The sequence below is a fragment of the Lysinibacillus alkalisoli genome (assembly GCF_014643595.1).
Lineage (GTDB): Bacteria > Bacillota > Bacilli > Bacillales_A > Planococcaceae > Metalysinibacillus > Metalysinibacillus alkalisoli.
In genome coordinates this window covers 1-14,518 of record NZ_BMJT01000009.1, presented here as the reverse complement: position 1 = coordinate 14,518, position 14,518 = coordinate 1, and the positions used below count along the sequence as shown (strand labels likewise).

General features: G+C 36.5%; 13 protein-coding genes and 1 rRNA gene. 11 read left to right on the top strand and 3 right to left on the bottom strand.

All coding sequences use genetic code 11. From position 1 onward, the window contains the following. The first annotated feature begins 108 nt into the window (after positions 1–108). The 6 genes from hflK (at position 109) to IEW44_RS12740 (ending at position 7,453) form a co-directional block, all read left to right on the top strand. Entirely contained in the window at positions 109–1,068 is a 960-nt protein-coding gene (gene hflK / locus IEW44_RS12765) for an FtsH protease activity modulator HflK (protein WP_188615443.1), read from the top strand. Next, positions 1,065–2,048, top strand: a complete 984-nt coding sequence (hflC, locus tag IEW44_RS12760; RefSeq protein WP_188615442.1) for a protease modulator HflC — start codon at positions 1,065–1,067, stop codon at positions 2,046–2,048. The genes hflK and hflC overlap by 4 nt, the downstream gene beginning before the upstream one ends. Before the next feature lie 131 nt (positions 2,049–2,179). Further along, a complete protein-coding gene (polA, locus tag IEW44_RS12755; protein ID WP_188615441.1) occupies positions 2,180–4,804 on the top strand; it encodes a DNA polymerase I in 2,625 nt (874 codons plus the stop codon). Between the two features lie 13 nt (positions 4,805–4,817). Then, on the top strand, positions 4,818–5,690 hold the full coding sequence (gene mutM / locus IEW44_RS12750; RefSeq protein ID WP_188615440.1) for a bifunctional DNA-formamidopyrimidine glycosylase/DNA-(apurinic or apyrimidinic site) lyase: 873 nt from the start codon (positions 4,818–4,820) through the stop codon (positions 5,688–5,690). A gap of 16 nt (positions 5,691–5,706) precedes the next feature. Further along, positions 5,707–6,300, top strand: coding sequence for a dephospho-CoA kinase (gene coaE, locus IEW44_RS12745; protein ID WP_188615439.1), 594 nt, complete (start codon positions 5,707–5,709; stop codon positions 6,298–6,300). Between the two features lie 136 nt (positions 6,301–6,436). Continuing rightward, positions 6,437–7,453: a glyceraldehyde-3-phosphate dehydrogenase gene (locus IEW44_RS12740; RefSeq protein ID WP_188615438.1), complete on the top strand. Its 1,017-nt coding sequence runs from the start codon at positions 6,437–6,439 to the stop codon at positions 7,451–7,453. Between the two features lie 144 nt (positions 7,454–7,597). On the opposite strand, the gene IEW44_RS12735 is transcribed toward IEW44_RS12740, so the two are convergent. Further along, a complete protein-coding gene (locus IEW44_RS12735; RefSeq protein ID WP_188615437.1) occupies positions 7,598–7,978 on the bottom strand; it encodes a sigma-w pathway protein ysdB in 381 nt (126 codons plus the stop codon). A 166-nt stretch (positions 7,979–8,144) separates the two neighbouring features. On the opposite strand from IEW44_RS12735, the gene IEW44_RS12730 reads away from it, so the two are divergent. From IEW44_RS12730 to argF, 3 genes are all read left to right on the top strand, one after another. Beyond that, the gene (locus IEW44_RS12730; protein WP_188615436.1) at positions 8,145–8,627 is read left to right on the top strand and encodes a dUTP diphosphatase; all 483 of its coding nucleotides are present in this window, start codon (positions 8,145–8,147) and stop codon (positions 8,625–8,627) included. A gap of 96 nt (positions 8,628–8,723) precedes the next feature. Continuing rightward, the gene (locus tag IEW44_RS12725; RefSeq protein WP_188615435.1) at positions 8,724–9,812 is read left to right on the top strand and encodes a M42 family metallopeptidase; all 1,089 of its coding nucleotides are present in this window, start codon (positions 8,724–8,726) and stop codon (positions 9,810–9,812) included. 238 nt (positions 9,813–10,050) lie between these two features. Then, complete coding sequence (argF, locus tag IEW44_RS12720) at positions 10,051–11,016, top strand: ornithine carbamoyltransferase (RefSeq protein WP_188615434.1); 966 nt, start codon at positions 10,051–10,053, stop codon at positions 11,014–11,016. A gap of 159 nt (positions 11,017–11,175) precedes the next feature. Here the strand turns inward: argF and nadA are convergent, their stop codons facing one another. Then, entirely contained in the window at positions 11,176–12,279 is a 1,104-nt protein-coding gene (gene nadA, locus IEW44_RS12715; RefSeq protein WP_188615433.1) for a quinolinate synthase NadA, read from the bottom strand. A 2-nt stretch (positions 12,280–12,281) separates the two neighbouring features. Next, positions 12,282–13,124, bottom strand: a complete 843-nt coding sequence (gene nadC, locus IEW44_RS12710; protein ID WP_188615432.1) for a carboxylating nicotinate-nucleotide diphosphorylase — start codon at positions 13,122–13,124, stop codon at positions 12,282–12,284. A gap of 98 nt (positions 13,125–13,222) precedes the next feature. On the opposite strand from nadC, the gene IEW44_RS12705 reads away from it, so the two are divergent. Together IEW44_RS12705 and rrf are read left to right on the top strand one after the other, a co-directional pair. Then, entirely contained in the window at positions 13,223–14,308 is a 1,086-nt protein-coding gene (locus IEW44_RS12705) for an IscS subfamily cysteine desulfurase (RefSeq protein WP_188615431.1), read from the top strand. Between the two features lie 145 nt (positions 14,309–14,453). Continuing rightward, positions 14,454–14,518 (top strand): 5S ribosomal RNA (gene rrf, locus IEW44_RS12700); the annotation flags it as partial.

The window sequence follows — 14,518 nt, the reverse complement described above, 5'->3', positions numbered from 1 at the left end:
ACCCTAATAATAATGAAGGTTTTGCCTTCGTTAATTATTAGGGTTTTTTTGAAACTTTTTTGTCACAAATCCGTAAATAAATTAAGCATCATTGAAGGAGGTAGACAAATGAGTGTAAAACGAAGTTTATTATTCATCGGTTTATTTTTTGTAGCAATTATAGCTCTAACTACTGTATTTACATCATGGTATACGGTTGATGAATCAGAACAAGCTGTAGTTATTACATTTGGTAAAGCGGACCGCACAGTTACAGAATCAGGTTTACATTTTAAATTACCATGGCCTATTCAAAATGTAGAAGTGTTGTCTAAAGAGACATTCAGTTTAAATTTTGGCTACAAAGAAAGTGATTTAGAAGCACTTGAAAAAGAGCCAAAAGCAATTGAAACAAAAATGGTAACAGGGGATGAGTATATTGTATTAACTAATCTAGTAGTGCAATGGAAAATTACAGACCCTGTAAAGTACTTATTTAATGCAGACCAACCCAAAGAGATTTTACATAGCGCTACATCTAGTGCTACACGTTCAATCATTGGCTCATCTACAATTGACGCAGCTCTCACAGAAGGTAAAGGCGAAGTGGAAAATAAAACACGTGATTTACTCGTTAATTTAATGGAGCATTATGATATTGGTATTGGTATTCTAGGCGTAAAGTTACAAGATGTTGAGCTTCCTAATGAAGAGGTGCGCGCTGCATTTACAGCTGTAACAGATGCAAGAGAAACAAAAGATACAAAAACCAATGAAGCCAATAAATATAAAAATCAACGTTCAAGCGAAGCGCAAGGTGAAAAGGATGCCATTATCTCTAAAGCTGAGGGGCAAAAGATTGCTCGTGTGCAACAAGCACAAGGTGATGTAGCAGTCTTTAACAAACTCTATGATCAATATAAAAATAATAAAGAGATTACGAGAGAGCGTTTAATTATTGAAACATTAGAAAATGTCTTACCAAAAGCTCAAATTTATATTATGAATGATGATGGAAATACGATGAAGTATTTGCCACTACAAATGATGCAACAACAGGAGCAAAAAGAAGGGAGCGATAAAAAATGAGTGAGAATAACGATGTAAAAAAAATCACTGATTTTTTGAAAGGTACACCTAAAAAGCCGCAACCTAAAGCCGTTCCCGTTGAAAAAAAGCCCATTAAGTTTAAGCAGATAATACCAGTAGCTATTGTAGTGACAAGTGTATTTGCGTTACTTATCATTGCGATTGCTAATATTTATATTGTGCGTGAGAATGAATATAAAGTAGTACGCCAATTTGGTGAGGTTGTTAAATTTGAAAAGAAACCAGGGTTGTACATGACAATACCATTCATTCAAAGTGTATCTACCTTGCCAAGTAATCAGCAAATCTATGATATTTCAGAAGAAGAAATGAATACAAAGGATAAAAAGCGGATTATTATTGACAATTATGCTGTGTGGCGTATTACAGACCCTAAAGCTTTAATTAGCAATGCAGGCACATTGACAAATGCCGAGCAACGTATGGAAGAATTTATTTATTCTACGATTCGTAATGAAGTAGGGCAGTTAGAATATGGTGAGATTATTAACGATGAAAAATCATCTCGTGGCGATTTAAATGGTAGAGTAACAAAAAAAGTTAATGACTTATTAGCACAAGATCAATATGGTGTTGAGGTTGTAGATGTACGCATTCGACGTACCGATTTACCAAAGGAAAATGAACAAGCGATTTATACGAGAATGATTTCAGAGCGTCAATCTACCGCACAGCGTTATTTATCTGAAGGTGATGCATCTAAACGTCGTATTGAAGCACAAACGGATAAAGAAGTACAAGAGTTATTATCAACCGCTAATAAAGAAGCCGCATTAATTATTGCAGCAGGAGAAGAGGAAGCAGGTAAAATATATAATGAGGCTTTTTCAAAAGACCCTGAATTTTATTCGATGTATCGTACATTAGAATCTTACAAGCGAACAATTGGTGAAGATACGATGATTATACTACCAGCAGAATCACCTTACGCTCGAATGCTTACTGGACAAACAAAATAAGAAAGCATTAACCCATAGCTATTGCTTACCGCATAGTTATGGGTATTTTTGTAGAAAGGGCATCAATATTTTAACCTAGCGTGCACACATGGTAAACTAATAAAGACAAAAGAAAAAGGACGGGAACAGTCATGACAAAAGAAAAATTATTATTACTAGACGGAAATAGTTTAGCCTATCGTGCTTTCTTTGCTTTACCATTGTTAACAAATGATCAAGGCGTACACACAAATGCGACATATGGTTTTACGATGATGTTAGACCGCATGTTAAATGAAGTGAAGCCAACGAAAGTATTAGTTGCCTTTGATGCTGGTAAAACAACGTTTCGTCATGAAACATTTAAAGAATACAAAGGCGGGCGTCAAAAAACACCACCAGAGTTGTCTGAGCAATTCACATATATTCGTGCCTTAATTGATGCTTATCATATTAAGCGTTATGAGCTTCCAAACTATGAGGCGGACGATATTATTGGCACATTAGCACGTGAAGCTACAACTCAAGGAATGGATGTCATTGTAGTATCAGGGGATAAAGATTTAACACAACTCGTTAATGACTATGTGACTGTTAATATTACACGAAAAGGTATTACAGAGGTTGATGTTTATACACCTGCTTTTGTAGAAGAGAAGTATGGTTTAACACCCAAGCAAATTATTGATATGAAAGGTTTGATGGGAGATAGTTCGGATAATATCCCAGGTGTGCCAGGTGTTGGTGAAAAGACAGCTATTAAATTGTTGAAAGAGTTTACTACTGTAGAAAATTTATATGAAAACATTGATACAATGAAGCCTTCAAAAATGAAAGAGAAGCTCATCGCAAATGAAACACAAGCTTATATGAGTAAACAGTTAGCTACAATCCATTTGGAAGCTCCCTTAACGATTGCACTAGATGATTTAACGTACCAAGGGGCAGATGAAGAAGCACTTGTCCAATTTTATCAAGAAATGAACTTTAAAACGTTACTTGACAAAATGGAAGTGGAAGAAGTATCAACGGTAGATGAGGATTTTACTGTAGAAACCGTAACCGATCTTACGAAACAGCATCTTAAAGCGCATATGGCATTACATGTGGAGCTTGCTAATGAACATTATCATACCTGTGACATATTAGGTATCGGTTTGGCAAATGGGGAGAAAATATATTACATACCATTTGATGTAGCGAGACAAAGCGATGACTTTAAAGAATGGTTAGCGAGTGAAACGGTTAACAAGTATGTATCGGATAGTAAAGCAGCATTGGCAAGCCTTTCACGCTTTGGCTTTACAGTAAAAGGTGTAGATTTTGATTTATTATTAGCTGCTTATATTGATAATCCTGCACGTAATGGTGAGGATGTTGCCCCATTAGTCAAAGACTATGGGTACATGAATATTGAATCAAATGAAGCCGTCTATGGTAAGGGTGCAAAGTGGAAGCTACCAACAGAAGAAGCTTTAGCCTTACACATTGGTCGTAAAGCGCATAGTATCTATACGATTAAAAATAAAGTTGAAGAAGCGCTGAAAAATAAAGAGCAGTTTACATTGTATAAAGATTTAGAATTGCCTCTTGCGCTCATTTTGGGTCGTATGGAAGTACAAGGGATTTGTGTAGAACGCAAAACACTAGAAGCTATGGGCGAACAATTACAAACAAAGCTAGCTATTATTGAAGAAGAGATTTATACATTAGCAGGTGAAAAGTTTAATATTAATTCGCCAAAACAATTAGGGGTTATTTTATTTGATAAACTTGACTTAACTGTTATCAAGAAAACAAAGACAGGTTATTCAACAGCGGCTGATGTCTTAGAGAAATTAAAAGATGAACACGAAATCATAGTGCATATTTTACAATATCGCCAACTTAGGAAATTACAATCCACATATATTGAAGGTTTATTAAAAGAAATTCATGAAGATCAAAAGGTGCATACACGTTTCCAACAAGCTTTGACAGCAACGGGTCGTTTAAGTTCTACAGACCCTAATTTGCAAAATATACCAATACGTTTAGAAGAGGGACGTAAAATACGTCAAGCTTTTGTACCGTCACAGCCAGATTGGGTGTTATTCGCAGCAGATTATTCGCAAATCGAATTACGCGTATTAGCACATATGTCAAATGATAAAAACTTAGTGGAAGCATTTAAAGAAGGTATGGATATTCATACACGCACAGCAATGGATGTTTTTCATGTGGCAGCTGAAGAGGTAGACAGCAATATGCGTCGCGCTGCTAAAGCCGTTAACTTTGGTATTGTCTATGGTATTAGTGATTATGGTTTATCACAAAATCTTGATATTACAAGAAAAGAAGCGGATACTTTTATTAAAAAGTATTTTGAAGTATTTCCAGGCGTGAAAACTTATATGGAAGAAAGTGTAGCCATTGCAAAAAAACAAGGGTATGTAACAACATTATTAAATCGTAGACGTTATTTACCAGACTTAAATAGCAGTAATTTTAATGTGCGAAGTTTTGCAGAGCGTACAGCCATGAATACACCAATACAAGGTAGTGCGGCAGATATTATTAAAAAAGCAATGATTGATATGAATGCTAGACTTGAACAAGAGCAATTGCAAGCACGCTTATTATTACAAGTACATGATGAGTTAATTTTTGAAGCACCAAAAGAAGAGATTGCTATACTTGAAAAGATTGTGCCAGAAGTTATGGAGCGTACAATTGCCTTACATGTACCATTAAAAGTAGATTATTCATCCGGTTTAACATGGTATGATGCCAAATAAGGAAGTGAGTTAAATGCCAGAATTACCAGAAGTTGAGGGCGTAGTGCGTGCACTACGTCCCGTTGTTGAGGGAAAAACAATTGAGAAAGTAATAACGTCTTCAACCATTCAAACTTCGTATGAGAATGGTAAGGAAAGTATTGTAAAAAAAAGTTCGCCCCAAACATTTGCCAAAGCGTTAGTAGGTATGCAAATTACAGAGATTGAAAGACGCGCTAAATATATTTTCTTTCACTTGATGCGAGAGGGAAATCGCTATCTTTTTGTCAACCATCTAGGTATGACAGGCGCGTGGTTTACGGTTAATACATTAGCAGAGATAACAGAGGATAAGTTTAGAAGGCATGCCCATGTCATCATACAATTTACAGATAAACAATTACTCGTTTATGCAGATATTCGTAGATTTGGTGAATGCCGCTTAATCGAGAAAATAAGCGACCATCCCCCGCTGTTAAAAATGGCACCTGAACCGTTTGTCAAAGAGGCAGAAGACTTTTTTATTGAGCAAAGTGAAAAAACGAAATATGCGAATAAAGCAATTAAAGAAGTTATTATGGATGGTCAAGTTATATCGGGGTGTGGCAATATTTATGCTACAGAAGCGTTATTTACTATGAAGATCAATCCTTTGCGCAAAACGTCGCAAATCAGTGAATCAAGTAAGCGTTTACTATTTCATGCTATTGTAAATATTTTGCAAGAAAGCATTGATTTTGGAGGTTCCTCCATTTCAGATTATCGCAACATTAATGGGGAGGCAGGCACGATGCAAAACCGTTTAAAAATGTATGGACGAAAGCAATGTCCCATCTGCCAAAGTGAGACAACTCAAGTCTCAATTGGAGGACGTACATCAACGTATTGCGACAACTGCCAACAGTAGTAAAGGAGAAAAGCATATGATTATAGGATTAACAGGTAGTATTGCTAGTGGGAAAAGTACAGTAGCTACCATGATGAAAAACCTACAACTGCCAATTGTAGATGCGGATCAAGTAGCAAGAGATGTGGTCAAACCTAACTCGCCAACGCTGCAAAAAATTGTAGCAACATTTGGCGATGAGGCGTTACATAGTGACGGCACAATGAACCGAGAGTATGTAGGGCAATTAATTTTTCATGAACCTGCAAAGCGCCAACAACTTAATGATATTATTCATCCTGCGATTCGCCAAGAAATGTTGCGTCAAAGAGATGAGTATGTCACAAATGGTAATCAGCATGTCGTAATGGATATTCCGTTATTATTTGAAAGCCAACTACAACATTTTGTCGATAAAATATTAGTTGTTTCAATCAAAGAGGATGTACAATTATCTCGTTTAATGGAACGCAATCAATTATCCAAAGAAGATGCTTTAGCCCGCATGCGCTCGCAATTGCCTATGTCAGTGAAAGAAAAAGGGGCACATGGTGTAATTTATAATAATGGGGATGAGGAAACGACCTTAAAGCAATTAAAACGTTTATTAAAAGAATGGCATGTTTTATAATTATGTCTAAGTGAGATATCAGAATTAACTAACAATGATATTTTGTGATATAATGTGTTTAACTTTTTATAAAATGTGCTATACTAATCTGCGGATAAATAAAAAATGAGAATGTATTTACAGGAGGATTTTCCCAATGACAGTTTCAATTGCTATTAACGGTTTTGGCCGTATCGGACGTATGGTGTTTCGCCAAGCGATGACACAAGGAGTAAATATTGTTGCAATTAATGCGAGTTACCCACCAGAAACATTAGCTCACTTGATTAAATATGATACGAATCATGGTCCGTTTGAAGGAACAGTAGAAGCAACAGAGGGTGCTTTAATTGTTAACGGCAAAACAGTAAAATTAATTAGCGAACGCGACCCAGCTCAACTACCATGGAAAGCAATGGGCGTAGAACTTGTTATCGAGGCAACAGGTAAATTCAATGAACGTTCAGGTGCAGCTAAACATATCGAAGCAGGTGCTAAAAAAGTCATCTTAACGGCTCCTGGTAAGAACGAAGATATCACAGTTGTTTTAGGTGTAAATGATAACTTATTAGATGTGGCAAAACATGATGTTATTTCAAATGCTTCATGTACAACAAACTGTTTAGCACCAGTAGCAAAAGTATTAAATGATGAATTTGGTATTGAAAATGGTCTTATGACAACGGTACATGCGTATACAAATGACCAAAACAACTTAGACAACCCACATAAAGATTTACGTCGTGCGCGTAACTGTGCATCATCTATTATTCCTACATCGACTGGAGCAGCTAAAGCATTGACTTTAGTACTACCAGAGCTAAAAGGAAAATTACATGGTATGGCATTGCGTGTACCAACGCCAAATGTTTCTTTAGTGGACTTAGTAGTAGACTTGCAAAAAGATGTAACAGCAGAAGAAGTAAATGCGGCATTTATTAAAGCTTCAGAAGGTACAATGAAAGGTATTTTGAACTTTACAACAGAGCCTTTAGTGTCATCTGACTTTAACACAACAACATATTCTTCAACTGTAGATGGTTTAACAACAATGGTAATTGGTGACCGTAAAGTAAAAGTATTAGCATGGTATGACAATGAATGGGGCTATTCAGCTCGTGTAGTAGATTTAACAAAACGTGTAGCAAGTGAGTTAGCAACAGTTAACGCATAATAAGCGAGCTTTACTTCATTTAGCTCAAATAAAACAGGCATTGACGGTTTTTATTTCGTCAGTGCCTGTTTATTATTTCATAGAGTTATTATGTCATTGGTAAAATTTCCTCTGTACCTTATCAGACACAGAGGAAGTTGAAAATTAGTTATGCAATAAATCGTCAATGGGACCTTGCCACTCAATAGTAGCTTGTGGATAGTTCATCGCAATTTCTGCTTCAAGAAAGGAAAAATCGTCTTTTGAGAAGCCTTGTAGTTCTGCAACATCTCTTGCACTAATGCGAATGGAGATGACTTCAAATGCATGATTTGTTGCACCTAAGTATTTTTCACCTTCAAATAAAGCTCCTTTATATGTGATGAAGAAGTTTTTTCGTACATTTTTTACATCATCATAAAAGTAATAAGCCCCTTTCGCATAAGCCTCATCTAACTTACGCTTTGGATCTAACAAATAACGAACGCCACGATAAAAAAGATAGATGATTAGTGCTATAATAGCAAAGCGAATAAGTAGAGCCATCGTCAATTCCTCCTAACAAACTTACATTATTCCTACTTATACGGATGAGGGTGTAAAAGGTTTCGACAAAAGGTAAAATTATTTGTATGAAAAAGAGATTAAAAGTTAAATCGACAAGAAAAATGTTTTTTTAAGGCTATTTTAAGATAATTGGAGGGCGAATAAAATGGAGATGACAGCATTATTTAACATGCAAAGAGAGCTAGATGCTTTTATTGAAGGCTCAAAGGAAATTACATATGATGTATTTGAAGAGAAAAGTTTAGCCTTATTAATTGAATTAAGTGAGCTAGCCAATGAGACGCGATGCTTTAAATACTGGAGTACAAAAGGGGCGTCCCCTCAACCTGTTTTACTTGAGGAGTTCGTAGATTCGATTCATTTTATGCTATCTTTAGGCATTATGAAGGGTTTTACATGTGATCAATGGCAAGGTAAAAAAGAAAAGGTAAAATTGACCACCCTATTTATTGATACACAACGTGTGATCTTACAATTTATTGCTGAGCCAACGCAAGCTCACTATGAAAAGATTTGGCAAAATTATTATAGTTTAGCTTATAATCTAGACTTTGACGCAGCAGCTATTACGGATGCGTATATCCAAAAAAATCAAAAAAATTATGAACGTCAGCGCACAGGGTATTAATAAAAAGTAAAATAGAAATTTTCGCACAACTTCTTTAGTTTATATGTCTAAAAGCGTATAATAAAGAGGAAGTGATTGATATATGGAGGGGACAACATGACAAAGCTAGATGAAACGTTACAAATGTTTAAAGAACTGACAGATGCCAATGGTATTGCAGGTAATGAGCGCCAACCACGCGAAGTGATGCGCCGTTATTTAGCACCAGTAGCAGATGAAATCGAGATGGATGGTTTAGGCAGCATTATCGCTAAAAAAGTAGGCGATGAAAAGGGGCCTAAAATTTTAGTGGCAGGTCACCTAGATGAAGTTGGTTTTATGGTGACACAAATTGATGAAAAAGGATTTATTAAATTCCAAACTGTGGGTGGTTGGTGGAGCCAAGTCATGCTTGCACAACGCGTTACAATCACTACACGTAAAGGGCAAGAAATTATTGGTGTGATTGGCTCTAAACCGCCACATATTTTACCAGCAGCAGAGCGCAATAAGGTAGTCGACATTAAAGATATGTTTATTGATATTGGTGTAGCATCAAAAGAAGAAGCACAACAAGCAGGTATTGCACCTGGCGATATGGTCACACCATATTTTGAATTCAATGTTATGGCTAATGAAAAATATTTATTAGCTAAAGCTTGGGATAACCGTATTGGTTGTGCGATTGCCATTGATGTAATGCGTGCATTAAAAGATGAAAAACATCCTAATATTTTATATAGTGTAGGTAATGTACAAGAAGAAGTTGGTTTGCGTGGTGCTAAAACGGCAACGCATAAAATCAATCCAGATATCGGTTTCGCAGTTGATGTTGGTGTAGCAGGTGATACACCTGGAATCTCAGCTAAAGAATCAACGAGTGAGATCGGTAAAGGGCCACAAATTATTGTTTATGATGCTTCATTAGTATCACATAAAGGATTGCGTGACTTTGTTGTAGATACAGCCGAGGAATTAAATATTCCATTCCAATACGATGCGATGGCAGGTGGCGGCACGGATGCAGGTTCTATACACATTACACATAATGGTGTACCAGCAATGGCAATTACTGTAGCAACTCGTTATATTCATTCGCACTCAAGTATTTTACATCGTGATGACTATGATAACGCAGTGAAACTAATTGTAGAAGTGATTAAGAAATTAGACCGCGATACTGTCAATAAAATTACATTTGATTAAGTAGTGTGCAAAAGCACCGTCGAATTGATATTCGACGGTGCTTTTTTTATACGAATATACTGTATAAACGAATGTTAAGAGGGAATGATTAAAAAGTATTTTATTTAATAAACGCCTGTAAAATAAGGTTTTAATACAAATAGACAAAAAATATTGTGAAAACATAAAAATTCGCTTGATTTAATAAATATACATATGTATACTAATCATTAACAGCAATCGACAAGGAGAGAGTGCAATGAAATTGTTAGAAGAAGTACAATTAAAAATTGTTAAAAGTCTTCAAGGGAAAGACTTGCTAACACTATTAGATTATACAAGTGAAGAAGTTCAACAACTTGTAGAGCTATCCACACAATTAAAAACGATTACTAAAGCAGGCAAGTGCCCTCGCTTATTAGAAGGCAAAACATTAGGAATGATTTTCGAAAAGCATTCCACACGTACACGTATTTCATTTGAAGTAGGTATGAATCAATTAGGTGGTAAAGGTATGTTTATGCATGCGCGTGACTTACAAATTGGACGTGGCGAATCCATCTATGATACTGGTCATGTATTATCAGGTTATCTTGATGGTATTATGATTCGTGCGAATTCACATGAAATGGTGAAAGAATTAGCAGAACATGCTAGTATTCCTGTAGTGAATGGATTAACGGATATTTATCATCCTTGCCAAGCTTTAGCTGACCTCGAAACCATTGCAGAAAATAAAGGGGAACTAAAAGGCTTGAAAATAGCTTACATTGGGGATGGTAATAATGTTGCACATTCTTTAGTAGTAGGTGCTGCTCATGTTGGTGCTCATATCGTGGTAGCTACACCAGTGGGGTACGAGTGTGACGAGACAATAATCGAGGAAGCACAAGAGATTGCGGCTTCTAATGATAGTACAGTAGTTGTAACGAATGATGCTGTATTAGCTGCTACAGATGCAGACGTCATTTATACAGATGTTTGGACTTCGATGGGACAAGAGGACGAAACAACTAAACGTTTAGCCGATTTTAAAGACTACCAAATTAATGACGCATTAGTTGCACATGCCAAAAAAGATTATATGTTTTTACACTGCTTACCAGCTCATAGGGAAGAAGAAGTAGCGAGCTCAGTTATTGATGGACCTAACTCTTATATCTTTGAACAAGCAGAAAATCGTTTACACGCTCAAAAAGCGGTATTAGTTTCTGTCTTACAATAAAAACTTGCCTAATCAACAGGTGGCTGATTAGGCAAGTGCAAGCTTACGTTTATTAACTCAAGGTGGAGTATTATAAACGGTTGATTATGGCGTCCAGGGGGATTAAATAATCAATTACATAGTTAGTAGTTTACAGGAGGCGCTGTAAACTACTTTTTTTTATGCTCGTTTTAACATACGCTGTAAAGCTAGACTGGCTAACTGAGTAGTAGCTTCATCTACCGTGATTTGATTTTGAGGTTTACCTTCTATAATACTTTCTAACGACCATAATAAATGAGCTAAATCAATGCGGTTCATCGTTAAACAAGGGCATAGATAAGGATTAAGTGAAATAATATGTTTATCAGGGTATTGTTGAATTAAGCGGTTAACAAGATTCATTTCCGTACCTATTGCCCAGCGGGAACCACTCGGTGCTTGTGCAATGGTATCAATAATATATTTCGTTGACCCATTATCATCACTTGCTGCCACAACTTCTCGGCTGCACTCAGGGTGTACAATGACACGCATAGTTGGTTCTGTAGCACGTATATGGTCAATCTGAGCTGTTGTAAAACCCTCATGTACAGAACAATGACCTTGCCATAAAATAACACGAATATTTTCTACAGGTTCATTTGTTTCTAATGTTTGACTATGTGGGTTCCATACAGCCATTTGCTCTAATGGTATACCTAAATCAAAAGCCGTGTTTCGACCTAAATGTTGATCAGGCAAAAAGAAAATACGTTCCTTCTCTGTAAATGCCCATTCCACCATTTTTTTAGCGTTTGATGAGGTAACACAAGCGCCATCATGTTTGCCAACAAAAGCTTTAATAGCTGCTGTCGAGTTGACATAAGTGAGTGGGATTATTGTGTCTCCAAATAAACGTTGTAAAATAGGCCAGGCTGCTTCTGTTTGATAAATATCCGCCATATCTGCCATAGAACAACCTGCGCGCATATCTGGCAAATATACCGCTTGTTGATTAGTCGTTAACATATCAGCAGTCTCCGCCATAAAATGTACCCCGCAAAATACGATATGTTCGGCTTCATGATTGGCCGCACACAATTGCGCAAGTTGTAACGAGTCTCCACTTGCGTCAGCAAATTGAATGACTTCATCTTTTTGATAATGGTGACCTGGAATAAACAGTTTTGTTCCTAATTGCTTCTTAATAGTACGAACACGTTGCTCCATTTCTTCAGTAGATAATGTTTTATAATGCGCTGGTAATGTGTGTGATTGTTGTAATAATGATGCGATATTCATAATTATTCCCCTTTCCAAGATACACATGCACTTAAATCAAAAGCCTTCACAGAATGAGTAAGTTCACCCAAAGAAATCAGAGAGACACCTGTTTCTGCATAAGAGATAAGGTTATCCACTGTAATGCCACCGGAGGCTTCCGTCACAATATGTGGTGGGACAAGTGGCAGCCAGTCTTTAATCTGTTGAGGCGTGCAATTATCAAACATAATGACATCAACGTTAGACCTTATAGCCTCTTGTAATTGTTGTAAAGTTTCAATTTCTACTTCAATTTTAGACATATGTCCCAAATTGGATTTTATTGTTGTAACAGCTTGTGTAATACCGCCCGCGAAAGCAATATGATTGTCTTTTAACATAACAGCGTCGTAAAGCCCTGAGCGATGATTTAACCCACCACCTACTCGCACAGCATATTTATCTAACATTCTTAAGCCAGGCATTGTTTTTCTGGTATCACACACTTTAGTGCTGGTATGTTGGATGAGCTGATTGGCATGATACGTGGCCGTCGAAATAGCACACATTCGCTGAATGAGGTTTAGCATTGTGCGTTCACCTTTTAGTAGCGCATGTATAGCTCCTGTAATAACAGCAATTTCATCCCCTTGTTTTACACTTTCTCCGTCACGAACCTTCATGGCAACATGAGCAGTAGCATCTAACAAGCGAAAGGTTTGTTCGATGATAATAGCCCCACAAAAAATGCCTGTATCTTTTGCAACTATACGTAGTGTGCCTTGCTGAGTAACAGGAAATAATAACTCACTTGATAAATCACCCTGTCCAATGTCCTCATTTAAGAAATCCTTTAACATATCTTGTAATCTTATATGATTCATAACATATACCCTCACTAACTTTACTTTTAATTTTACAGTTGTCTTGTCACATATTTTTGCATAAAATAATAGCAAATACAAGAGTTGGAGGCTAGATCATGATTTATTTAGATTACGCAGCTACTACACCAATGTCATCTCAGGCAATCGCAGTATATACTCAAACTGCTAAAAAAGTGTATGGCAACACGAGTAGTTTGCATGATGTAGGTGGGGAAGCGCAACACATGCTGGCAACAGCGAGGGCAATGATTGCAGAGAAAATGTGTGTGACTAGAGATGGTGTGATTTTTACGGGTGGAGGTACAGAAGGCAATATTATAGGGATTCTGTCTTTAGCATACGCGAGTAATAAAAAGCATATTATTACTACATTAGCTGAACATACATCTGTTCATGCAGCGCTTAACATATTGCAGCATCAAGGGTTTACTGTTACTAAATTACCACTTCAAAAAAATGGCTTACTTAATGAACAACTGTTAGAAGAAAGTATTACCCCTCAAACAGGGCTATGTATTATTCACCATGTTAATCCTGAGGTAGGTATGATTCAACCAATTAAACGTATTGCCACTATCATGAAACGACGAGCGATATTTGTACATATCGATGGGGTACAATCATTTGCTAAGTTAGATTATTCATCATTTGCTACGTTAGTTGACAGTATTGCTGTATCAGCGCATAAAGTAGGAGGACCAAAAGGGTGTGGTGCTCTCTTTATTAATCCAACGATTTGTCCTAAACCGCTAGTGCCTGGTGTGACGCACGAAAAAGGTTTGCGTGGTGGGACGATTGATGTTCCATCTATTTTAGCGTTTGTGAGTGCTGTTCAACATTTTCAGTATGATAGTGCTACATTTAATATGTTGAGAGAAAAGATACTAACAAGGCTTAATAAAAATTATTTGCTTATGCAATGCCAGCAACAGTTGCCCTCTATTTGTGGGATTATTACTAACCGTTATGAAGGTCAACATGTTATGATGCAATTGAATGCAAAGGGTATCGCTATTTCTACAGGTAGTGCATGTGACATACATAATGAAGATGGTACAAAAACGATTCATGCGTTAGGCATGTCGCAATATGAAAGGCAATTTATTCGTATATCTTTCGGTGAAAATACGACATTACAAGAAGTCGAAACTACAATAAATGCATTAAACGATATACGTTAAAGTTTATGTTTTAAAATTAATTGATAAATATTTATACTTTTTTTGAAAAAAGTATTGCTTTATTTTTAAAATCAATATACAATAGGTTTTGTCCTTGAGAGACAGTAACGAAACGTTATAACGTTCGCAAGTGACAAAAACTTAGTCTAGTGGCAATGGCAAAGAGGTCACACCTGTTCCCATACCGAACACAGTAGTTAAGCTCTTTAG

Excerpts from the sequence above, each read along its gene's own strand:
- hflK (WP_188615443.1), top strand. The coding sequence starts at position 109 with ATGAGTGTAAAACGAAGTTTATTATTCATCGGTTTATTTTTTGTAGCA.
- IEW44_RS12730 (WP_188615436.1), top strand. The coding sequence starts at position 8,145 with ATGGAGATGACAGCATTATTTAACATGCAAAGAGAGCTAGATGCTTTT.
- argF (WP_188615434.1), top strand. The coding sequence starts at position 10,051 with ATGAAATTGTTAGAAGAAGTACAATTAAAAATTGTTAAAAGTCTTCAA.
- nadA (WP_188615433.1), bottom strand. The coding sequence starts at position 12,279 with ATGAATATCGCATCATTATTACAACAATCACACACATTACCAGCGCAT.
- IEW44_RS12725 (WP_188615435.1), top strand. The coding sequence starts at position 8,724 with ATGACAAAGCTAGATGAAACGTTACAAATGTTTAAAGAACTGACAGAT.
- IEW44_RS12705 (WP_188615431.1), top strand. The coding sequence starts at position 13,223 with ATGATTTATTTAGATTACGCAGCTACTACACCAATGTCATCTCAGGCA.
- IEW44_RS12740 (WP_188615438.1), top strand. The coding sequence starts at position 6,437 with ATGACAGTTTCAATTGCTATTAACGGTTTTGGCCGTATCGGACGTATG.
- polA (WP_188615441.1), top strand. The coding sequence starts at position 2,180 with ATGACAAAAGAAAAATTATTATTACTAGACGGAAATAGTTTAGCCTAT.
- nadC (WP_188615432.1), bottom strand. The coding sequence starts at position 13,124 with ATGAATCATATAAGATTACAAGATATGTTAAAGGATTTCTTAAATGAG.
- coaE (WP_188615439.1), top strand. The coding sequence starts at position 5,707 with ATGATTATAGGATTAACAGGTAGTATTGCTAGTGGGAAAAGTACAGTA.
- hflC (WP_188615442.1), top strand. The coding sequence starts at position 1,065 with ATGAGTGAGAATAACGATGTAAAAAAAATCACTGATTTTTTGAAAGGT.
- mutM (WP_188615440.1), top strand. The coding sequence starts at position 4,818 with ATGCCAGAATTACCAGAAGTTGAGGGCGTAGTGCGTGCACTACGTCCC.
- IEW44_RS12735 (WP_188615437.1), bottom strand. The coding sequence starts at position 7,978 with ATGGCTCTACTTATTCGCTTTGCTATTATAGCACTAATCATCTATCTT.